Source organism: Prevotella sp. OH937_COT-195 (genome assembly GCF_003932845.1).
Lineage (GTDB): Bacteria > Bacteroidota > Bacteroidia > Bacteroidales > Bacteroidaceae > Prevotella.
The window spans coordinates 1-20,785 of record NZ_RQZH01000016.1 but is presented as its reverse complement, the minus strand read 5'-3'; the positions used below and the strand labels follow the sequence as shown (position 1 = coordinate 20,785).

General features: G+C 45.5%; 20 protein-coding genes. 18 read left to right on the top strand and 2 right to left on the bottom strand.

Annotation, left to right across the window (positions count from 1 at the left end; all coding sequences use genetic code 11):
• Position 1: 1 nt before the first annotated feature.
• Positions 2 to 238 carry an acyl carrier protein gene (locus tag EII32_RS07345; protein ID WP_125234788.1) on the bottom strand — a complete coding sequence of 79 codons (237 nt, stop codon included), beginning with the start codon at positions 236 to 238 and terminating at the stop codon, positions 2 to 4.
• Positions 239 to 457: 219 nt separating this feature from the next.
• Between EII32_RS07345 and EII32_RS07340 the strand changes: the two genes are divergently transcribed.
• Together EII32_RS07340 and EII32_RS07335 are read left to right on the top strand one after the other, a co-directional pair.
• Positions 458 to 1,063: a DUF4254 domain-containing protein gene (locus EII32_RS07340; protein WP_125234787.1), complete on the top strand. Its 606-nt coding sequence runs from the start codon at positions 458 to 460 to the stop codon at positions 1,061 to 1,063.
• Between the two features lie 5 nt (positions 1,064 to 1,068).
• Complete coding sequence (locus EII32_RS07335) at positions 1,069 to 2,115, top strand: glycosyltransferase family 9 protein (RefSeq protein WP_125234786.1); 1,047 nt, start codon at positions 1,069 to 1,071, stop codon at positions 2,113 to 2,115.
• Between the two features lie 43 nt (positions 2,116 to 2,158).
• Here the strand turns inward: EII32_RS07335 and EII32_RS07330 are convergent, their stop codons facing one another.
• Positions 2,159 to 2,353: a hypothetical protein gene (locus EII32_RS07330; protein WP_125234785.1), complete on the bottom strand. Its 195-nt coding sequence runs from the start codon at positions 2,351 to 2,353 to the stop codon at positions 2,159 to 2,161.
• 89 nt (positions 2,354 to 2,442) lie between these two features.
• On the opposite strand from EII32_RS07330, the gene EII32_RS07325 reads away from it, so the two are divergent.
• From EII32_RS07325 to EII32_RS07255, 16 genes are all read left to right on the top strand, one after another.
• Positions 2,443 to 3,444 (top strand): acyltransferase family protein, encoded by a 1,002-nt coding sequence (locus EII32_RS07325; RefSeq protein ID WP_233582343.1) that lies wholly within the window; start codon positions 2,443 to 2,445, stop codon positions 3,442 to 3,444.
• Between the two features lie 114 nt (positions 3,445 to 3,558).
• A complete protein-coding gene (cysS, locus tag EII32_RS07320) occupies positions 3,559 to 5,049 on the top strand; it encodes a cysteine--tRNA ligase (protein WP_125234784.1) in 1,491 nt (496 codons plus the stop codon).
• Between the two features lie 438 nt (positions 5,050 to 5,487).
• The gene (locus tag EII32_RS07315; protein WP_125234783.1) at positions 5,488 to 6,540 is read left to right on the top strand and encodes a hypothetical protein; all 1,053 of its coding nucleotides are present in this window, start codon (positions 5,488 to 5,490) and stop codon (positions 6,538 to 6,540) included.
• A gap of 304 nt (positions 6,541 to 6,844) precedes the next feature.
• Positions 6,845 to 7,462: a DUF2975 domain-containing protein gene (locus EII32_RS07310; protein WP_158611148.1), complete on the top strand. Its 618-nt coding sequence runs from the start codon at positions 6,845 to 6,847 to the stop codon at positions 7,460 to 7,462.
• A gap of 52 nt (positions 7,463 to 7,514) precedes the next feature.
• Positions 7,515 to 7,724, top strand: coding sequence for a helix-turn-helix domain-containing protein (locus EII32_RS07305; RefSeq protein WP_125234813.1), 210 nt, complete (start codon positions 7,515 to 7,517; stop codon positions 7,722 to 7,724).
• A 211-nt stretch (positions 7,725 to 7,935) separates the two neighbouring features.
• The gene (locus EII32_RS07300; RefSeq protein WP_125234781.1) at positions 7,936 to 8,253 is read left to right on the top strand and encodes a heavy metal-binding domain-containing protein; all 318 of its coding nucleotides are present in this window, start codon (positions 7,936 to 7,938) and stop codon (positions 8,251 to 8,253) included.
• An 18-nt stretch (positions 8,254 to 8,271) separates the two neighbouring features.
• Positions 8,272 to 9,177: a TraB/GumN family protein gene (locus tag EII32_RS07295; protein WP_125234780.1), complete on the top strand. Its 906-nt coding sequence runs from the start codon at positions 8,272 to 8,274 to the stop codon at positions 9,175 to 9,177.
• Between the two features lie 425 nt (positions 9,178 to 9,602).
• Positions 9,603 to 12,428 (top strand): M16 family metallopeptidase, encoded by a 2,826-nt coding sequence (locus tag EII32_RS07290; RefSeq protein ID WP_125234779.1) that lies wholly within the window; start codon positions 9,603 to 9,605, stop codon positions 12,426 to 12,428.
• Between the two features lie 197 nt (positions 12,429 to 12,625).
• Positions 12,626 to 13,930: a methionine adenosyltransferase gene (gene metK / locus EII32_RS07285; protein ID WP_125234778.1), complete on the top strand. Its 1,305-nt coding sequence runs from the start codon at positions 12,626 to 12,628 to the stop codon at positions 13,928 to 13,930.
• Positions 13,931 to 13,954: 24 nt separating this feature from the next.
• Complete coding sequence (locus EII32_RS07280; protein WP_125234777.1) at positions 13,955 to 15,037, top strand: DUF4271 domain-containing protein; 1,083 nt, start codon at positions 13,955 to 13,957, stop codon at positions 15,035 to 15,037.
• 4 nt (positions 15,038 to 15,041) lie between these two features.
• A complete protein-coding gene (locus EII32_RS07275) occupies positions 15,042 to 15,788 on the top strand; it encodes a uroporphyrinogen-III synthase (protein WP_125234776.1) in 747 nt (248 codons plus the stop codon).
• Positions 15,789 to 15,806: 18 nt separating this feature from the next.
• Entirely contained in the window at positions 15,807 to 16,232 is a 426-nt protein-coding gene (locus EII32_RS07270) for a ribonuclease P protein component (protein ID WP_125234775.1), read from the top strand.
• A gap of 19 nt (positions 16,233 to 16,251) precedes the next feature.
• Positions 16,252 to 16,491, top strand: coding sequence for a membrane protein insertion efficiency factor YidD (gene yidD / locus EII32_RS07265; RefSeq protein WP_125234774.1), 240 nt, complete (start codon positions 16,252 to 16,254; stop codon positions 16,489 to 16,491).
• A 70-nt stretch (positions 16,492 to 16,561) separates the two neighbouring features.
• Entirely contained in the window at positions 16,562 to 17,866 is a 1,305-nt protein-coding gene (gene tyrS / locus EII32_RS07260; RefSeq protein ID WP_125234773.1) for a tyrosine--tRNA ligase, read from the top strand.
• A 534-nt stretch (positions 17,867 to 18,400) separates the two neighbouring features.
• Positions 18,401 to 18,574 carry a hypothetical protein gene (locus EII32_RS12140; RefSeq protein WP_158611147.1) on the top strand — a complete coding sequence of 58 codons (174 nt, stop codon included), beginning with the start codon at positions 18,401 to 18,403 and terminating at the stop codon, positions 18,572 to 18,574.
• 8 nt (positions 18,575 to 18,582) lie between these two features.
• Complete coding sequence (locus EII32_RS07255) at positions 18,583 to 20,418, top strand: hypothetical protein (protein ID WP_125234772.1); 1,836 nt, start codon at positions 18,583 to 18,585, stop codon at positions 20,416 to 20,418.
• Positions 20,419 to 20,785 lie beyond the last annotated feature (367 nt).

Genomic DNA, 20,785 nt, shown 5'->3' with positions numbered 1-20,785 from the left:
CTTATTTCTGGTTGTCCTCGATGTACTTTATGGCATCGCCAACGGTGCCAATCTTCTCTGCCTGATCGTCAGGAATAGAGATGTTGAACTCTTTCTCGAACTCCATGATCAACTCCACTGTATCCAAAGAGTCTGCTCCAAGGTCGTTTGTAAAACTTGCTTCCGGCTTAACTTCTTCCTCGTTAACACCGAGTTTATCAACGATGATATCCCTTACTTTAGATTCAATTTCTGACATAACTGTAATTTTTTTTAATGTTAATAATATTCACTATATCTGAAAATCGGCTGCAAAGAAACAACTTTTTATTCATTTGTGCAAATATTTCAATGAAAAAAACCGTTTCTCTTGCACATATCCCCCCAATGTGTGCAACTATTTGATGTTTTTACCGAAAAACTTTGCCGTTTGGAAATAAATATTTAAATTTGCATCAAATCTAAAGAAACATCAAAAATGTCATTTACACAACTCGCTAACGAGATTTTCAACAAGGCAATCGATGATTACCATGTTGCAGACAATGTTGATACGCCGATCAACAATCCGTATGAACACGATTCAATCGAAAACAGGCTGTACCTGAAGTGTTGGATTGATACCGTGCAGTGGCATTACGAAGACATCATACGCGACCCGAACATCAACCCGGCGGAGGCATTGCTATTGAAAAGACGGATAGACAAGAGCAACCAAGACCGAACCGATCTCGTGGAACAGATAGACAGTTATTTTCGTCAATTATATGGCAAGGTAAAGCCTTCGGAAGATGCAAGGCTGAATACCGAGAGTCCGGCATGGGCAATAGACCGTCTCAGCATATTGGCACTGAAGATATACCACATGAGAGAACAGGCAGAGCGAGACGACGCATCGCAGGAACATTTGGCGACATGCGCGCAGAAACTGGCTGTTCTGATGGAGCAGCAGGTGGATTTGTCAACAGCCATAGACCAACTGTTGGAGGACATCGAGGCAGGCAGGAAATACATGAAGGTATATAGGCAGATGAAGATGTATAACGACCCTGCCACTAACCCGGTGCTCTACGGCAAGAAATAAGGCTGATGAGAACCGAACATATATTGATTATAAGGTTCTCTGCGCTCGGAGACGTGGCGATGATGGTGCCCGTGGTGAGTTCGTTCGCACGGCAATATCCGCATTTGCGCATCACCGTTCTGAGTCGCTCTTTCATGCGCCCGTTGTTTGAGAATATTGCACCGAACGTGGGATTTATGGGTGCCGACCTTAATAAGGAATATCACGGGATAAAAGGACTCAACGCATTGTACAGACGTTTGGTGGCGAAAAATTTTACCGCCGTTGCCGACATGCACAATGTGTTACGCTCAAATTATCTGAGAATGAGGTTCAACGCTGACCGATACCGCGTGGAACACATCAACAAGAACAGGCGTGGAAGGCGTGAACTGACAAGGAAAGACGGAAAGAAACTCGTGCAACAGAAGTCGTCGTTCGAGAAATATGCCGATGTGTTGGAACGCTTGGGCTACCCCGTGGAATTGAAGTTCGACTCGCTTTTCCCGTCCGGGGGATGTCCGATGGCGGAGATAGAGAGTGCCGTGGGTAATAAAGAGGAGTGCCGGCAATGGATTGGCGTTGCTCCTTTTGCCGCTCATGCAGGCAAGGTTTATCCCTTGGAAAAGACACGTGAGGTAATCGAAATGTTGCTCGGAAAGTACCCTTCGGCACGCATATTCTTGTTCGGAGGAGGCGAGAAGGAGGTCGGAATAATGGACGAATGGGCTGCCGCGATGCCGCAGTGCGGCGTTGTGCCGCGATTGTTGCATGGTTTCCGTAACGAATTGATACTTATGAGTCACCTCGACGTGATGCTGTCGATGGACAGTGCTAACATGCACCTTGCGTCGCTTGTGGCAACACCGGTGGTAAGTATATGGGGTGCGACACATCCGTTTGCCGGTTTCAATGGCTGGAATCAACCCTGGGAAAATCTCATTCAGACCGATCTCCCATGCCGTCCGTGCAGTATATTCGGAAACATGCCGTGCCACCGTGGTGATTATGCCTGTCTCAACGGTATCGCGCCGGAGAGCATCGTTGCACGCATCGAGGATTTCCTGAAATAAGTATCCGGACGAAACGACGCTCACCTATACGGTCATACATGTTTCAAAAATGCTGCTGCGATGCCGCATTCACCTCGTAACGATTGAAAGAAAAGCGATGATGCCGTTCCTGCTCACTGTATTGTTGTAAATGTTTTGCGCATGCGGGCGAACCGGATGACGGACAATATACCTCCGGAATTTTCAATACGGGGATGTGCTTTGATGCCGCTTTCGTGAAAGATCGGAGTGTAAGCATTTTGTGTAGGACATATCTCATGCCTGCCATGATATAAAACGGGAACCCCGTGTGGCGTATTCGTGTATTTGAATGAGGAATAACCCTAAATGAACATCACGGCGGCGAGATACTCGCAAGAACGATTGTCGATGCGTAAAAATGCCATGAAAGAAATGCAACGGAGAACAAGAGAGATAGACTTTCTGCGGTGTGTACTCATATTGCTGATGATAACGTTCCACATCGTGTATATCGGTGACACCTACGATGTTGCCAAACGTGTCGTATATACTTTCCACATGCCGGCGTTCCTGATGGTTTCGGGTTATCTGTGCAACACATCTAAGGACGGACGGGTGTTCTTCAGGTCGATGAAATGGATTTTCATACCGTATCTTGTCATGGAGACAGGCTATGTGCTAATGGCATCGGTGCTGCCCATACGCGAACACATAGACACACTTACCCCCGCACTGATGCTCGACAAGTTGTTTCTACATCCTCTCGGTCCCTATTGGTATCTGCATACATGGGTGTTGTGTTCGGTGATATATTTTCTTGCCATGCGTCTGACTCGCCTCCGACCGGCATTGCGACTCGTGTTTGCCGTGGCAGGATGTCTTCTGTTTGCCGCCGCGGGATTGATGAGTGTTCCCAACGTTCTCTATTTCATGGCGGGCGCGGTGTTAAGGCAAACCGGGGTGAGTTTCCTCGCTGCGTTTCGTCCTGCATGGTGGTCGATACTGCCGGTAGTGCCGATAGTGGTTTTCATGCCGTCACAACTCGACAGAGCCACGCCCGGAGGCATCGCAATGGTTTATCTTACTACTTCTTTCATATTATATATATACCGTTTCACTCGCGGTAGTGTTCGCCGTTCGTTGCTCTTCGTGGGCAGCAACACTCTTCTTCTGCTGCTTTTCTCTCCGGTTTTTACCGCTTTGTCAAAACTATACCTGTCGCTATTCATTTCTTTCGACCCTTCGGGCATATTGTTTTGTATGGTAACGGTAACCATGGCAGTCGTCGGCAGTTTTCTGTTGGGTTACGCCTCCGACCGCCTGCACATCTCGCCGCTGTTTTTCGGGAAGGAGAAAGTTTTTCGATGAGATTGTTTGTCGTAACGAACCGCATTGAGTACGGCAAACAATAAAAAACGCACATCACATTACAGTTATTCATTATATTTTATTACCTTTGCAACCTGATAAACGACAGAGACAATGGAACATACTTTTTTGATTTACAATACCCTGCACAGGCAGAAAGAACGTTTCGAACCGCTGCATGCGCCCAACGTGGGCATGTATGTCTGCGGTCCTACGGTATATGGCGACCCGCATCTCGGTCATGCCCGTCCGGCGATAACGTTTGATGTCCTGTTCAGATACCTGCGGCATTTGGGCTACAAGGTGCGCTACGTTAGAAACATTACCGATGTGGGGCATCTTGAACACGATGCCGACGAGGGAGATGACAAGATAGAGAAGAAAGCAAGGCTCGAACAACTCGAGCCAATGGAGATAGCACAGCACTACACCAACCGCTACCACGAGGCGATGAATGCTCTCAACGTGCTGCCACCGTCGATAGAACCGCATGCCACGGGGCACATCATCGAGCAGCAGGAACTCGTGCAGCGTATTATGGACAACGGCTATGCCTACGAGAGCAACGGCTCGGTTTATTTCGACATAGAGAAGTTTAACAAGAAATTCTGCTATGGAAAACTCAGCGGAAGAAACCTCGACGACGTGATAAACAACTCGCGACAACTCGACGGGGTGGGCGAGAAACGCAACCAAGTGGATTTCGCATTATGGAAGAAAGCACAGCCCGAACACATCATGCGGTGGCGTTCGCCGTGGAGCGAAGGTTTCCCCGGATGGCACTGCGAGTGTACGGCGATGGGCAAGAAATATCTCGGCGACCATTTCGACATACACGGCGGCGGCATGGATCTTGTCTTTCCGCACCACGAATGCGAGATAGCACAGGCGGCGGCATCGCAGGGCGACGAAATGGTAAAGTACTGGATGCATAACAACATGATAACCATCAACGGGCAGAAGATGGGCAAGTCGCTCGGCAATTTCATAACGCTCGAACAGTTCTTCACCGGCAACCACGCCTCGCTCGAACAGGCATACGGTCCGATGACGATACGTTTCTTTATTCTCGGTGCGCACTATCGCGGCACGGTTGATTTCTCGAACGATGCTCTTAAAGCGAGTGAGAAAGGTCTTGAAAGACTAATGCAGGGCATAAAAGATCTCGACCGGGTGCCGGTATCTGCAAAATGCGACCCGCAGACGAAAAAGACCATTGACGAATTGCGCAGTAAATGTTATGATGCAATGAACGATGACATGCAGACGCAGATAGTGATAAGCCATCTTTTCGAAGCATGTCACCTCATCAACTCGCTCATCGACCGCAAGGCAAGCATCTGCGAGGACAGCCTTAAAGAACTAAGAGAGACCATGAACCTTTTCGCTTTCGACATTCTCGGACTGAAAGCGGCGGGAAACACGGACAATGCCGCCCGGGAAGAAGCGTACGGCAAGGTGGTTGACATGGTACTTTCACTGCGTTCAAAAGCAAAGTCGGAGAAAGACTGGGCAACGTCGGACAAGATACGCGACGAACTTGCCGCCGCCGGTTTCGAGGTAAAAGATACCAAAGACGGTGCCACATGGCGGTTGAATAAATAGAAAGCAATTGTGGTAAAAATGTTGATTTATGTCAAAATAATGACTATATATGGCATTTTTTTGTCACTTTCTATTGCAGAATACGAAAAAACTGCTTACCTTTGCAATGTGTTCGTGAGAATACATCCCAAAAGTTTTCATAGGTTAGTAGTTTGATAGATTTAAGGTAAAGATTATGTTATTAGATTTTGAAACATGCGTAATGTTTACTGTTGCGATTATTTTTACGATGCTTGGCATCGTTACATCAGGCAAGAGTAACGTACGTTGAAGTTTTCAGGAGGCCGAAGTGAGAGATTCATATCGTCCTCTTTTTTAATTCCAAAAAAACATCTGTTCTTACTGAGCAGGTGTTTTTTGGGGAATTAATTTTTGAACCTAACAGTATTTTCACTATCTTTGTAAACAAGAACGTTAAACCATAAAAACTTTTCGGCTATGAACAGAATAAGATTAGTTCTCATTACTATATTCATGTTGATGCTGTCGGCACCGTTGCCGGCAGACATATACATCAACATGAATGCCCCCGGAATACACAAGGAGTATGACAAAAAACTCGGGAAAGAAGTGTGGAAGAATGCAAGGGGCAGAGTGTTGGGCGAGGCGGGGAAAGTGAAATCTCTCCAAGACCTTGACGAACGCGCTTTTCTCGACCCTGCTTTCAAGATGAAAAAGAAAGTATGGGACAAGGATAACAATTGTTACAAATGGCGTGATGTAACCTTGTCGGAGCGACAAAACTTGTATGCCAAGACTCACAATATATGCTACGTCAACATGAATGCGCCGGGAGTACACAAGGAGTATGACAAAAAACTCGGCAAAATGGTGTGGAAGAGCGGCTCCGGCAGCGTGCTGGCAGATGTGGAGAATGCACGTCCGATGCACGAGATGGACAAATATGTATATGCCGGAGACGATGTGGATAAGTCGCCGTACATGAAAAAAGTGTGGGACAGGGAACGCGGTTGCTATGTATGGAAAGACAACATGGGCAATTTCATGGGGCGAGACAAAAAATCGTCTAAAGACTACCGCGACTGGGTGACAAACAAAAACAGACAATGGTTCGAGCAGAACGAACGTCCGAAAAGCAGCGGTAACCACGACGACGGAAGCACAATACCCGATTCTGGAGGCGATGAAGTGCAATCAAGTTATTCCAACGATGGCGGAAGTTCGTATATAATAGGTAAATGGCGCACCATATCTTTCAGCTATGACGACTCCGGCTGTATTTGGAAAGTAGATAAAACAGACATCCATAAAGCGGAAAATATGAAACTGATCCTGCGAGAAGACAACACGTTTACCATTTTTACGGATGAAGTATTGACTGGAACGTATTCCTACAACGGCTCAAGTCTCGTATTGACAGACGGTGAAGAGAAGGTGAATTGTAACGTAGAAAAGATTGGAGACAACAAAATCAAAGTATACATGAATGATGATGGCTGCAAATTGTACTTCACAATGGTGAAAGAATGACAATTTTTAAGAACCCAAAACAATATGTTTAACAGGCACGGGGAAAACGCTTCATACGTTCTCCGTGCCTGTTTTGTTGTGCCCGGCGGCATGTTCCCGATATGGCGAAAATGCCTGCTATTTCTCCATATATAATAAGGTGCAAACATGTTGATATTGTTTTTTAAAGTTAAATTATTGTTTTTCGATAAAAATATATTGTAAAATATTTGTGAGTTTCATATATTCGTTATACTTTTGCATATCGAAATACGATAAATATAGTTGTTTAAACAATAATTTTTAATTGTAATAAGATACATCAGTGAAGCAAAAAATGAACATTCTGTGCATCGTGATACTCATTTTCACGGTTGCAATGACAATATCACAGTTTTCCGGTCTGTTCTTCTCAGCCAAGAACACAGAGCCGGTCACGATGCTGAATGTGCAGCCGTCACATTTCGGCGATGATAACAATATTACGCTAATCGACAACAATACCGGCACGGCGGTAAGGGCGTGGATAAAAGAGGTAATCGTGGTAGATTCCTGCATTCTTTCTCCAAAGGATTTTGTGATGAAGTTGTTGGTGCTTATACCATTGTCGTTGGTTAGTCTTGTTACGTGGATAATGTTTGTGATATACCTTGTAAAGTTGGTCTTTGCGATAAACAAGGGCAAGGTTTTCACATGGAAAACGATACGCCTGTTGCGCACGGCGGGCTGGACAACACTCATTTCCAACGCATTTTGCATCATCTCCACATTCTATTTGATATACGACCCGTCAAGGTGGCTCTCGCCAAAAGGTTATATTTTCGATTATTCATACGCCATCGAGCAAATCCCGTCGCTGCTCCCCGGACTGCTGTTGCTGCTCATGGCGCAAATATTCGGCATCGGGCTGAAACAGAAGGAAGAACTCGAACAAGTGGTATAATGCCGCAGCGACAAGTGGAATACAGTTGAACAAGAATGAAAACGGAACAGACATGGGGAAGATAATAGTGAACTTGGACGTGGAAATGGCGAAGAAAAAGGTGGGACTGGGCGAACTTGCCGAGCGCATCGGACTTACGCAGGCAAACCTGTCGATACTGAAGACGGGCAAGGCCAAGGCCGTGCGTTTCACCACCCTTGAAGCCATCTGTCACGAATTGGGATGCCAGCCCGGGGACATTCTCGAATACCGTGACGAATGAACATGAAATTATGAATACAAAATAATAAAAAATTAAATGCCAACTTACCGTAAATTATATTCATTTTAAATGAAACTTGCCTCACGCGGCATAAAAAATAATTGTGAAGTGGCGGTAGATGTTTACCTAAAAGAAAAAGTATTTACATAAAATTTACATTCAAAATAAATAATGATTGATAACAACAAGTTTAACGTTAAATAAAAGTATTATGATTATCAGTACGACACTCACATTAGAGGGATTTCCGGTGAAACAGTATTTAGGAGTGGTTACAGGCGAGACAATAGTCGGAACAAATTTCTTCAAGGACTTTTTGGCAAGCATTCGCGACGTTGTGGGAGGTCGTGCAGGCTCCTACGAGAAAGTTATTATCGAGGCAAAAGAGATCTTGTTGTCAGAGATGAGCCGGCGTGCAGAGGCTCTTGGAGCAAACGCCATACCCGGAGTGGATATAGACTATGAGACGGTAGGACAAAACGGCTCAATGCTCATGGTGGCAACAAGCGGTACGGCAGTAATAATATAAACCAAAAACAGAAAGAAAATGAAGAAACTAATGCTTGCAATGGCACTTGTGACAGCAGTTGTCATAGGTGCGAAAGCACAGGTGTTATACCGCATATCGGGCAACGGTCTCGACAAGGAAAGTTATGTGATAGGCACTCACCATCTCGCCCCCGTATCGTTTGCCGACAGCATTGCAGGACTTAAAGAAGCCTTCGCCGAGACCACACAGGTGTATGGCGAAATAGACATGGCAGACATGATGAAGCCGGAGAAACTCATGGAGATGCAGAAAGCGATGATGCTGGGAGACGGAAAGACGCTTACCACGTTGCTTGACGAAGGGCAGCAGGCAAAACTGAACATCGTGCTGAGAAACCTTATGGGAGCCGACCTCACCAATCCCATGGTGAAGTCGCAGTTGGACGCACTTACCCCGAAGGCATTGCTTATGCAACTTACAATGATAATGAACCTCAAGAGCAATCCGAATTTCGACATTTCAAACAGTTTCGACGGTTATTTCCAGAAACTCGCACAGCAGGAAGGAAAGCCGGTGAAAGGCTTCGAGACAATGGAGTTTCAGACAGAGACACTGTACAAAGGTAGCACAATGGAGCGACAGACGGAGCAACTTATATGTTTCTGCGACAACTACGACTACATGCAAAATGTGACAGAACGCCTGACAAAAGCATATTTTGCCCAAGATCTCAAAGAAATAAAGAATTTGGTGGAAGAGAAACTCAACACCGCGTGCGATGCGACGGAAGAGGAAAACAACCGTCTTATATACGACCGAAACCGCAACTGGCTGGCAATGATGCCGTTGATAATGAGGCAGACTCCTACTTTCTTTGCCGTCGGCGCAGCGCATCTCGTGGGAGACAAGGGCGTGCTTGCCGGTCTCCGCAAAGCCGGGTACACGGTAGAGAGCGTGAAATGACAAACATTATGCAAGTAAAAGGAATACAAGGGTATGGGATTGCAGGAGGTATGGGCGACACACTTGTGCGGTTGCCACTATAATAATACCATGAACAGTAATATCGCCTATCCTCCCCACCCCCGTCCTCACAGGCGATTGCAACTTTCGGCGTATGCTATAGAGGTATGTAAAACACCCGTATGCAGACAGACAAACATCTCGTTTTACGGCAATATCGCCGAGATTGTATTGCAAAACCGCCGAAATTGGTTGGTAATTTCGGCGAAATTGAAAAGCAAATTCGGCTGTTTTACTTGAATATAAATGATTTTTAATAATAAAAAAGTGTAAAAAACACATGCTTAAAGAATATTTTATTAATTTTGCAAACATAATTGAAATTTGATACTAATTGAAATCATATTATTTAATAACCTAAGAGTATGAAACTTAAAAGAATCTTTTTTGCCGCGGCTCTATTCGTTGCAAGTGCCACGGCGGTAATGGCTCAGATGTTTCCTCAAATCCCGCAGGACGAAAAAGTGCGGGTTGGCAAACTGGACAACGGACTGACTTATTACATCCGTAACAACAACTGGCCGGAACACAAGGCAAATTTCTACATCGCACAGAGAGTCGGATCTATTCAGGAGAACGACGACCAGCGCGGTCTTGCGCACTTCCTCGAGCACATGGCTTTCAACGGTTCGGAACACTTCCCCGATTCAACACTGTTGGAATATACCCGCTCGCTGGGTGTGGAGTTCGGCAGCGACCTCAACGCTTACACCTCAATCGACCAGACGGTGTACCGTATTTGCAATGTGCCGACAGCTCGCGCCACTGCCGTTGACTCGTGTATCCTCATATTGAAGGACTGGTCCAACGGTCTCACTCTCGACACCAAGGAAATCGACAAGGAGCGTGGTGTGATACATCAGGAATGGCAGATGGGCGAAGGTCCCGGTCAGCGCATGTATCAGAAGATACTCCCACGGCTCTATCCGGGCTGTAAGTATGGCGAGCGTCTGCCCATCGGACTGATGGAAATTGTGGATAATTTCGAACCGGAGGTGCTCCGCGCATACTACCGCAAGTGGTACCGCCCGGACAATCAGGCTATTATCGTTGTGGGCGATGTTGACGTTGACCGCGTAGAGGCGCTTATCAAAGAACTTTGGAAAGGAGTGGTCGTTCCGACAGATGCCGCTCAGGTGGTGGCAGAACCCGTGCCCGACAACAACGAGGCAATATATATCTTCGAGAAAGACAAGGAACAGCAGTACTCCATCGTTAACATAATGATGAAGCACGACCCCGTTGCCGACAATGAAAAAGCCGACATGGGCTACCTGCTTGACCAGTATGCAAAGAGAATGATAGCAATGATGCTCAACATACGCTTCGAAGAACTCTCCAAGAAAGCAGACTGCCCGTTCGTAGGTGCATCGGCAGGCGACGGACAGTATATCCTTTCCAAGACGAAGGACTGCTTCGAACTGCAAGCCATTGCAAGAGATGACAAAGACCTCGACGTGCTGTCGGTACTGTACCGCGAGGCTCAACGCGTGCGTCAGTTCGGTTTCACACCGGGCGAATACGACCGTGTTAAGGCAGAATATCTCAGCCAGCTGGAGAAAGAATACAACAACCGCGACAAAGTAAACAATGCTACATTCGGCAATGCTTACCGTGACAACTATCTCGACAACGAGCCGATACCGTCTATCGAGACGAAATATCAGGTTATGAGCCAACTCCTCGGCTCGCCTATGATAAACGTGGATATTATCAATGAGTATGCCAAGGAACTCATCAGCGAGAAGGACTCGAACCTTGTGGTACTCGTAATGGCACGCGAGAAAGAAGAAAAAACTTATCCCAACGTAGAGCAGATGGCAGAAGCCATAGGCAAAGTACGCGCCGAGAAACTTGAGGCTTACGTGGATAACACCAAGAACGAACCGCTTATATTGCCTGAGAACATGCCGAAGGCAGGAAAAATCGTCAAAGAGAAGGAAAACAGCGTACTCGGATATAAGGAACTCGAACTGAGCAACGGTGCAAAAGTTGTTCTGAAAAAGACCGATTTCAAGAATGATGAAATTCTTTTCCAAGCCATTGCAAAGGGTGGAAACTCTGTTTACGGAGAGAAAGATTTCGTGAATCTAAGATATTTCGACGGCGTTATTGCACAGAGCGGATTGGGCAACTTCTCTAACACCGAATTGCAGAAAGCTCTCTACGGAAAACAGGCTTCTGTGGGTATCGGCATGAGCAACTTCTTCAAGTCTCTCTCCGGACACAGCGTGCCGAAGGACATAGAGACCATGATGCAGCTCATTTACCTCAACTTCACCAAAATATCGAAGGACGAGGAGTCTTACAACTCGATGATGCAGCAACTCGAACTGATGCTCTCCAACAAGGGACTTACACCGGAAGCCGTATATAGCGACTCGTTGATGGTTACAATCTACGGACATAATCCGCGATTCGCACCCGGCGACAAGACCGACCTGCCACAAATAAACTACGACCGTATCATGCAGATATGGAAAGAGAGTTTCAGCAATGCACGCGGCTTTGTGTTCTATTTCGTGGGCAACTACGACGAGGCAACCCTGCGTCCGCTAATCGAGAAATACATCGCTTCGCTGCCATCCACAAAGAAAGTTGCAGACTGGAAGCCGATTCAAACCTATCCGACCGGAAAGATTTCGAACGAGTTTACACGCAATATGCAGACTCCGAAAGCCACTGCATTCAAGTTCTGGCACGCTCCGATGCCTTATACTCTTGAGAACAGCATTCTCGCCGACGCTGCGGGACAGGTTCTCTCAATGGTATATCTGAAAGATATACGCGAAGATGCGAGTGCGGCTTATTCGGTAAATGCAGGTGGCGGACTGAACCGTCAGTGTGACAAAGCATTCGCAGTGATGCAGGCTTACTGTCCGATGGATCCCGAAAAGTCTGAGACGGCAATCAAACTCTTGGCAAAAGGCATTGCCGACAACTCTGTGAAAGTTGATGAAGACAAGGTTGCCAAGGTAAAAGAAAACATGCTCAAGAATGCTGACATAAACGCGAAGAGCAACAGCCACTGGCTGGATATCATTGATGAGTATGTGTGGACGGGTGTCGATCTGCAAAACAACTACAAGCAGATTGTTAATGACCTTACAACTGAAAAGATAGCAAACTTCCTCAAACAACTCCTTGCGGCAGGCAATGAGATTAATGTCATAATGACTCCTGAGAAGTAAGATTTAAAGAAACCGACCGCCGAAACGGTCGGTTTCTTTTTTAACCACCTGACTACTTGAACAAACAATCTACATTTTTGCAAATCTCACTTTGCCCTGATAAGTTAATTTCTCATAACTTATAACAACCTTGTGCCGTTTTTTTTGTACCTTTGCACCCGATAAATTAATTTACTGTTTTTTAATTAAGCAAAGCGATGGCATATTTATTTTCATCCGAATCGGTTTCGGAAGGACATCCCGACAAAGTGGCCGACCAGATTTCTGACGCGCTGCTCGACCAATTTTTGGCCTATGACGAAAAAGCCCGCTGCGCCATAGAATCGTTCGTAACCACGGGACAGGTGGTTATAATGGGCGAGGTGCGTAGTGAAGTTTACATAGACTTGGAAACTATTGCGAGAAAAACGATTAACAAGATTGGTTACAACAAAAGTGAATATAAATTCGACGGAGACTCGTGCGGAATACTGACCGCCATACACGAGCAGAGCGGAGATATAAACAGAGGTGTTGACAGAGAACTGAAAGAAGAAGGAAAAACCGCCGAAGACCAAGGAGCCGGAGACCAGGGAATGATGTTCGGATACGCCGTGAACGAAACAGAAAACTTCATGCCGGTATCGCTCGAAATAGCACACAGACTGGTTTACGAACTGGCAAAGATAAGGCGCGAGGGAAAGGAGATGACATACCTGCGTCCGGATTCTAAGAGCCAAGTGACGGTGGAATACAGCAACGACGGCATACCGCAGCGCATACATACGATAGTGGTATCCACACAGCATGACGAGTTCATGTCCGCAGAACAGGCAGGAAGCCAAAAAGAAGCAGACGAACTGATGCTCGAACGCATACGCGAGGACGTGAAAAACATACTCGTGCCGCGTGTGAAAGCGGATATTCACAGCGAGAAAGTACTCGAATTGTTCGGAGACGACATCATATATCACGTCAATCCCACGGGTAAATTCGTCATCGGAGGTCCCAACGGAGACACCGGACTGACAGGGCGGAAGATAATAGTTGACACATACGGAGGCAAAGGCGCACACGGCGGAGGCGCTTTCTCGGGCAAAGACTCCAGCAAGGTTGATCGCTCGGCGGCATACGCTGCACGATACATTGCAAAGAATATGGTGGCAGCCGGAGTGGCTGACGAGATGCTGGTACAGATAAGTTATGCCATAGGAGTGGCAAAACCGCTCAACATATATGTAAATACCTACGGCAAGGCGCGCGTAAACATGACCGACGGAGAGATAGCAGAGAGAATAGAAAAGATGTTCGACCTGAGACCGAAAGCCATTGAGCGACAACTTAAACTGAGGCAGCCAATGTACTTGGAAACCGCAGCATACGGTCACATGGGACGTGCAAGCGAGATTGTAAAGAAGACTTTCTCGTCAAGATACCATGAGGACAAGACCGTCGACGTGGAACTGTTCACTTGGGAAAAACTTGATCAGGTGGAGAGGATAAGGAGAGAATTCCTCATTTAGAATTGAGAATGAAGAACCGAGAACATGCGGTTCGAAAATTCAGGACTTATATATAGGCGGGAAAAAAGCATGGTGTTCAAGGCAGACTCTTTGAATAACGTTCGGCAACACATAGGAGGCGAGGTGACGGAAAACAGGCAGGAGGGGCAGAAAGGAAACACTGTCACGACAGAACTGACACCACGACAAGTGTTGCAGAGCCTCCCGGAAAATGCCACGCCGGCACAACAAGACTCGGCAATACAAGCACATTTCAAGCCTGCAAGGGAACACCTGAGCACTTGTCCGGACACACTGCGAATGCCGTTCGACTCGATTGCGGCAAAAGACGAACAAAAACCGTTCTTCGAAGAGTCGTTCTTCGACCGCGATTCAATGTTTCACCCAGAACTGTCGGGTGGAAGATACGGAGTGTCCGGCGACCCCGTGCCATACAATATGCGGGGAGACGACCTGATAACGGGGTTGTTGCTCGCATGTTTCATTCTCGGAATGATAGCATTCTCGCGTTCGCGTGATTTCATTTTCCGACAAGCGAAGAATTTTTTCCGTGTCAGGCGTGGCAACACCACAGTCGAGAACGAGACCACTTCGGAACTGCGCTTCCAGTTTTTCCTCGTATTCGTAACGAGTTTGCTGCTATCGTTGCTCGCTTTTTTCTATGTGGAAGAAACTGTGAGCAACCCACTCATTCTGAAATCACATTACACGCTGATAGCAATTTTTCTCGCATTGTGCCTAACTTATTTCCTGTTTAAGGCGGCACTCTATTCTATGGTGAACCTTGTCTTTTTCGACAGGGCTTCCAATGTAGCATGGATAAAGTCGCAACTCTTTCTGACGGGGATGGCGGGAGTTCTGCTCTTCCCGGCAGTTGTGTTGCTCATCTATTTCAACATACCTGTACAGACAATGTTGATTTACACTGTCACGGTGTTATTCCTTTTCAAAATGCTATCCTTTTACAAGTGTTATGTAACATTTTTTCGGAATAACGACTTTAAATTGCAGATTTTTTTGTACTTTTGCACGCTTGAAATAGTACCCCTTCTGACCCTTGTCGGAGGAATGATGATGATTGTAAACAATTTGAAAATAAATTATTAGACAGATGGTAAAGAAGATATTGGTATCACAACCTCAGCCTTCAAGCGAAAAATCGCCATACTACGACATTGCCGAAGATTTCGGAGTAGAACTCGTTTTCCGCCCTTTCATAAAAGTGGAGGGACTCTCATCGAGGGAGTTCAGGCAGCAGAAAGTGAGCCTGCTAAACTATACGGCGGTGGTATTTACGTCGCGGCATGCCATCGACAACTATTTCAAACTGGCAAACGAACTGCGCATAGAGATACCCGAGGACATGAAATATTTCTGCGTAACGGAGACAATATCGCACTATATACAGAAATATGTGCAGTACCGCAAGCGCAAAGTGTTCTTCGGAAGCACGGGAAAAATAACCGACCTCGTGCCGAGCATGGTAAAACACAAGACAGAAAAGTATCTCATACCGATGAGCGACGTACACGACGACAGCGTGAAGGAATTGCTCGATTCGAAGAAACTGAACCATAAGGAGTGTATAATGTATCGTACGGTAAGCAACGATTTCACGGAAGAAGAAACCGCTGCTTTCGATTATGACATGGTAGTATTCTTCAGTCCGTCGGGAATAACGGCTTTCAAGAAGAATTTCGGAGACAAGTTCAACGGCATATCGGTGGCGACGTTCGGTCCTTCGACGGCAAAGGCTGCACATGATGCGGGACTGTCGGTGGCCATTGAAGCACCGACAAAGGAATACCCGTCGATGACGGGGGCACTGAGACACTACCTGCTGGAGTGCGAAGAATAATAAAGACCGGAAACGAAAATGGCAATTACCGATGCTCCTACACTTGGCAAGGGAGAACGGATCAGTAGTAAGAAAAAAATAGACCGTCTCTTCGGAGGAGGGCACAGCAAATCGATGTCTGCCTTCCCGCTAAGGGCGGTATATGCCGTAATGGCGAGAGAAAAAGGAGATGCCGAGGCGGCAATGATGGTCAGCGTGTCGAAGAGAATGTTCAAGAGAGCCGTGAAACGCAACCGGGTGAAAAGACAGGTGCGCGAGGCATACCGCCTAAACAAGAAAGTACTGGCAGGCGTTCTTGAAAATATTGCCGACAAACAATTGCTCGTGGCATTTATATGGATAGACGACAAACTGCACACTTCGGCACATGTGCATCGTAAAGTGCGGAACATATTGGAACGCATTGCGGAAAGAATATCGAACGGGAAGATGCCGAAGGCATAAGGGTAGGAGGCTCAACAAGATGAAACTACTGAAAGACATATCCCGTGCTTTGTCATGGTTGCTTACACGTCCGATAATATTCTACCAACATTTCGTTACACCATACACACCGCCCTCGTGCCGATTCGTGCCGACATGCTCCGAGTATGCACGGCAGGCGATAACGAAACACGGTCCGATAAAGGGACTTGCACTCGCCGTGTGGCGCATTCTCAGGTGTAACCCCTGGGGCGGAAGCGGTTACGACCCGGTTCCGTGACACGATAAAGACGTCTCTACGGAATACTCCGGACAAATCTTCCCTATAACACCAATAACCCATCATGACAATGAATAAAAACTTTGTAGAAGAACTGAAATGGCGCGGCATGCTGTCACAGATAATGCCGGGAACAGAAGAATATCTCAACGACCACCTCGTATCGGCATATTTGGGGACAGACCCCACTGCCGACTCGTTGCACATCGGACACCTGTGCGGAGTGATGATGTTGCGACACCTGCAGCACTGCGGACACAAACCGATAGCACTCGTGGGGGGTGCGACGGGAATGATAGGCGACCCCTCGGGGAAAAATCTTGAACGCAACCTGCTCGATGAGGCGACACTACGGCACAACCAAGAGTGTATCAAAAAGCAACTTGCCAAGTTTCTTGACTTTGATAGCGATGCTCCGAACAGAGCCGAACTCGTAAACAACTACGATTGGATGAAGGATTTTACTTTCCTTGATTTCGCACGCGAGGTGGGAAAGCATATCACCGTGAATTACATGATGGCAAAGGAAAGCGTGCAACAAAGACTCAACGGAACGGCAAGAGACGGATTATCGTTTACCGAATTTACATACCAACTGTTGCAAGGGTACGATTTCTTACACCTATACAAGAACAACGGAGTGAGACTGCAACTCGGAGGAAACGACCAATGGGGAAACATGACGACGGGAACAGAACTAATCCGACGAACACTCGGTAGCGAATCCGAACCGGCGTTCGCGCTGACATGTCCGCTAATAACAAAGGCAGACGGCAAGAAATTTGGTAAGACGGAGAGCGGAAATATATGGCTCGACCCCAAAAGAACAACCCCGTACCGCTTCTATCAGTTCTGGCTCAACACCAGCGACGACGATGCAGAACGATACATCAAGATATTTACCTCGCTCGACCGCACCACGATAGAGACGCTTGTCGCAGAACACAAGCAAGACCCGGGAAGGCGAATGCTGCAGAAACGGCTCGCCGAAGAGGTGATGGTAATGGTACACTCGCGCCAAGACCTTGATGCGGCAATGGAGGCATCGAACATTCTTTTCGGCAAAGCCACGAAAGAGGGACTGCAGAAACTTGACGAACAGACATTCCTCGATGTATTCGACGGTGTGCCGCACTACGACATCTCCGCAGATAAGCTGGGATTGCCGGCGGTGGAACTGTTTACGCAGGCTGCTCCTATATTCCCGTCAAAAGGTGAAATGCGCAAGATGGTGCAGGGAGGAGGAGTGAGTCTGAACAAAGAAAAACTACAAACCTTTGACCGTATCGTGACAGCCGATGACCTGATTGACGGAAAATACCTGCTCGTGCAGAAAGGAAAAAAGAACTATTTCCTGCTCACGGTAAAAGGTTGACACTACGACTTATTGAATGAACTCGTTCTCGGACAGTCTACCCATTATGTTAAGGCAATGCTTTTCGCTTGTCATCACAGAAAGGTAAAACTGTTTTTATCCGGTTCAATGTTTGGTATTTTTCAATTCCGGGGACAATACGGAACAATCCCCGGCTTCCTTGAGCCGGCGAATAACACCGTTATTGTAAATCACAGCGGATTTTGTTTGTATCTTAATTGAATTTCAAAACAATCATAAAAGATACGACAATTTCCGCAGTTGATTGTATTTGATGCTCCGGTTCGGGATAAGTAATTAGTCGTTCCTTAAAAAGCCCACTTCACCGAAAAGTTAGATTGAAATAACTTTTCGGTGAAGTGGGCTTTTTAAGGAACGACTATATAATGAGATTATTGGAATTTATTGCAATGCAAAAAACAATAATATTTTTGTCCGATTCCATTTTTTTATTACCTTTGCGTCCAATTTTATTAATAGGTGAACAATTTATGGAGAAATACTTTTTCATCTTACCTAATTAATTATATAACAATGATAAAAAGAAATAAGTATCAGAAACCTACGACAGAGATTATTGTAGTAGAAAATGAGAGTTTTATTTGTGCATCACCCACAAAAGGAGATATTCAAGATTGGAATCTGCATGAAGATCGGTCTGGCGATGATGAATGGAATGATGACAACAATACAAGTAACAGTAAATAAATGAACTTATGAAATTAATGAATTATTCAAAAATTGTGCGAATAACATTGATATGTGGCTTCATATTGATAATATTAGTGTTTTCAGCTTGTTCCAATCAAGATGATATGGTAGAAACTGGAAAAGCGGATAAACAGGGTTATAAAGTGTCACTCAATGTAGAGATAGATGCCCATTCGTCTATCTCGCCAAAATACTCCATGACGCGTGTCGCAGTGGATGAAGATATTTCAAAAGGTCTAAAAACTACATGGAATGATAACGATAAACTTACAGTAGCCTATACGAGCAATGGAACAATGAAAACGGCTGAACTTACCGTAAAAAGTAAAGAAGGCAACTCTGCAACATTTACCGGGCAAGTAGAAACTTCGCAAGATGCAGAAGCATTCAATCACAGCACACTCTACGCTGTTAATAAAACAAGCAAAATTACAACCAAAGTGGATGCCAACAAACTGAAAGTTGAAGTAGACCTTGAAGGGCAAAAAGGTACGGCGGCAGGTATAGCCGAATACGATCTTCTTTATGCAAAAGGAAATGCGGGCTCTACTCTTTGTTTTACCCATCAGATGTGTGTGATGCGATTGGATTTCCAAACCGATGGTACAAAATTGGGAAGGCAACTCTCGGAGGTATCTTTTAGTTTTGTTCCCATCACTTCTACTCAAAGTAGTGTGTTTGCCGAGACTGTATCGTTCGAGTTCGGAGAAAACGAAAAAACAAATAGTTATAAAGGTAATACGTTCCTCACGTTGTCTGACATCTATACATCGGGTAATAAAGTATATGCCGTTCTGCCTCCACACCAAATAAACGATAAACTTACTGGTGAATTATCCATTAAAGTCAAGGATAACAAAGGTGTGGCATACCGCAAAAATATCAAATTAAAGAACAAACTATTTGCCGCACAGATGGTGGAAGTTAAAAGTATTAAGTTGCGAGAACCGGCAGAGCGAGTACCTGTCATTGGCGACTATTTGTATAGTGATGGAACATGGGGACCATTAGAATACTCCAAATATGGTGAATATCCTGTAGCGATAATATTCAGTAATTATACAAGTCTCGCAGATCGACAGAAAGGTTTTGTACATGGATATGCAATGGCTTTGCGTGATGCTGCATGGCCTACTGCATGGGGGCCAGATTATAATGATTATCAAGAAGCTCCCAATTTGTTTGAAAATATCCAAGCCACTGCACCACTTACAATGATGAATAATTTGGATGGATTGACTCTGTGTGAAACTTTAAATAATAAATATTTAAAGGGATATGGTTGGAATGCTCATTATGATAACAGTGTACCAACTGCAGCAATACCCGTTGCAATGGAGTATGGGAGTAGTGCATGGCGAAGAGCTTATACCGATGTTGAAGTTGATGTACCTGCACCTCCACATACCAGTGGTTGGTATCTGCCAAGCCTCGGACAATGGTATCTTATTTTTACGAAACTTGCAGGATTAAATCCGAATAATTTGGTATTCAATAGAGCCAATAATGGTTATGGTGATATTTATTCCATGAGTTGGCTATTCCGTAATTCAGAAGAAAAAAATACATATTTGCGTGATTTTTATAATAAATGCAATAGTTACGACAATCCTATTCTTAATTGGTATTATAACAACAATTATATACCACAAGCTACTTTTTATCTACCGTATCAAGGACAGATAGATTGGTATTTATGGGCCTGCGATGAAGCAAAAAGTGATGGTTCTGCATGCTGTGTGCACATTACAGATACGGAAATCAGTTTCACTTATTTAAGCAAAACTGCAGGAAGTACACAGGAAAATGGCTACGCAGCCCGTCCTGTCATTGCATTCTAAAAGTGTTCAAGAATTGTGCAAATATTTTTAACTGCCTAAAGGTTGGTGTAAATACTCCGGTTCGGGTTAGGAGTGCATTTTTTCTTGGTATTTTTGGTGTAATGGACATTTGGTAGGTCGGAAGTGCCAGCCTACCAAATGTCCATTACACCAAAAACTATGATATTCGGAATTACAGGCTTAATATTCAAAAAGAAATCTGAAAATCCCCCCCCCATCTATTGGGATTATGAGCCATTATAAAGTTTTGTACTAATGCTTTTCTACATTTAACCCAAATCGGTCATTAGACCGCATTTGCTTAGATTTGCCATTGCCGTTACGCTTCCCAACTGCTTTAGCCCGCTTGCTGCCATCTGCGCAGCCA

What these genes read in the sequence shown, in the direction of transcription:
- EII32_RS12140 (WP_158611147.1), top strand. Translation starts at nt 18,401, where the DNA reads ATGATAAAAAGAAATAAGTATCAGAAACCTACGACAGAGATTATTGTA.
- EII32_RS07280 (WP_125234777.1), top strand. Translation starts at nt 13,955, where the DNA reads ATGCGGTTCGAAAATTCAGGACTTATATATAGGCGGGAAAAAAGCATG.
- EII32_RS07270 (WP_125234775.1), top strand. Translation starts at nt 15,807, where the DNA reads ATGGCAATTACCGATGCTCCTACACTTGGCAAGGGAGAACGGATCAGT.
- EII32_RS07300 (WP_125234781.1), top strand. Translation starts at nt 7,936, where the DNA reads ATGATTATCAGTACGACACTCACATTAGAGGGATTTCCGGTGAAACAG.
- metK (WP_125234778.1), top strand. Translation starts at nt 12,626, where the DNA reads ATGGCATATTTATTTTCATCCGAATCGGTTTCGGAAGGACATCCCGAC.
- EII32_RS07325 (WP_233582343.1), top strand. Translation starts at nt 2,443, where the DNA reads ATGAACATCACGGCGGCGAGATACTCGCAAGAACGATTGTCGATGCGT.
- EII32_RS07340 (WP_125234787.1), top strand. Translation starts at nt 458, where the DNA reads ATGTCATTTACACAACTCGCTAACGAGATTTTCAACAAGGCAATCGAT.
- EII32_RS07345 (WP_125234788.1), bottom strand. Translation starts at nt 238, where the DNA reads ATGTCAGAAATTGAATCTAAAGTAAGGGATATCATCGTTGATAAACTC.
- tyrS (WP_125234773.1), top strand. Translation starts at nt 16,562, where the DNA reads ATGAATAAAAACTTTGTAGAAGAACTGAAATGGCGCGGCATGCTGTCA.
- EII32_RS07290 (WP_125234779.1), top strand. Translation starts at nt 9,603, where the DNA reads ATGAAACTTAAAAGAATCTTTTTTGCCGCGGCTCTATTCGTTGCAAGT.
- EII32_RS07335 (WP_125234786.1), top strand. Translation starts at nt 1,069, where the DNA reads ATGAGAACCGAACATATATTGATTATAAGGTTCTCTGCGCTCGGAGAC.
- EII32_RS07295 (WP_125234780.1), top strand. Translation starts at nt 8,272, where the DNA reads ATGAAGAAACTAATGCTTGCAATGGCACTTGTGACAGCAGTTGTCATA.
- cysS (WP_125234784.1), top strand. Translation starts at nt 3,559, where the DNA reads ATGGAACATACTTTTTTGATTTACAATACCCTGCACAGGCAGAAAGAA.
- EII32_RS07275 (WP_125234776.1), top strand. Translation starts at nt 15,042, where the DNA reads ATGGTAAAGAAGATATTGGTATCACAACCTCAGCCTTCAAGCGAAAAA.
- yidD (WP_125234774.1), top strand. Translation starts at nt 16,252, where the DNA reads ATGAAACTACTGAAAGACATATCCCGTGCTTTGTCATGGTTGCTTACA.
- EII32_RS07315 (WP_125234783.1), top strand. Translation starts at nt 5,488, where the DNA reads ATGAACAGAATAAGATTAGTTCTCATTACTATATTCATGTTGATGCTG.
- EII32_RS07255 (WP_125234772.1), top strand. Translation starts at nt 18,583, where the DNA reads ATGAAATTAATGAATTATTCAAAAATTGTGCGAATAACATTGATATGT.
- EII32_RS07305 (WP_125234813.1), top strand. Translation starts at nt 7,515, where the DNA reads ATGGGGAAGATAATAGTGAACTTGGACGTGGAAATGGCGAAGAAAAAG.
- EII32_RS07330 (WP_125234785.1), bottom strand. Translation starts at nt 2,353, where the DNA reads ATGCTTACACTCCGATCTTTCACGAAAGCGGCATCAAAGCACATCCCC.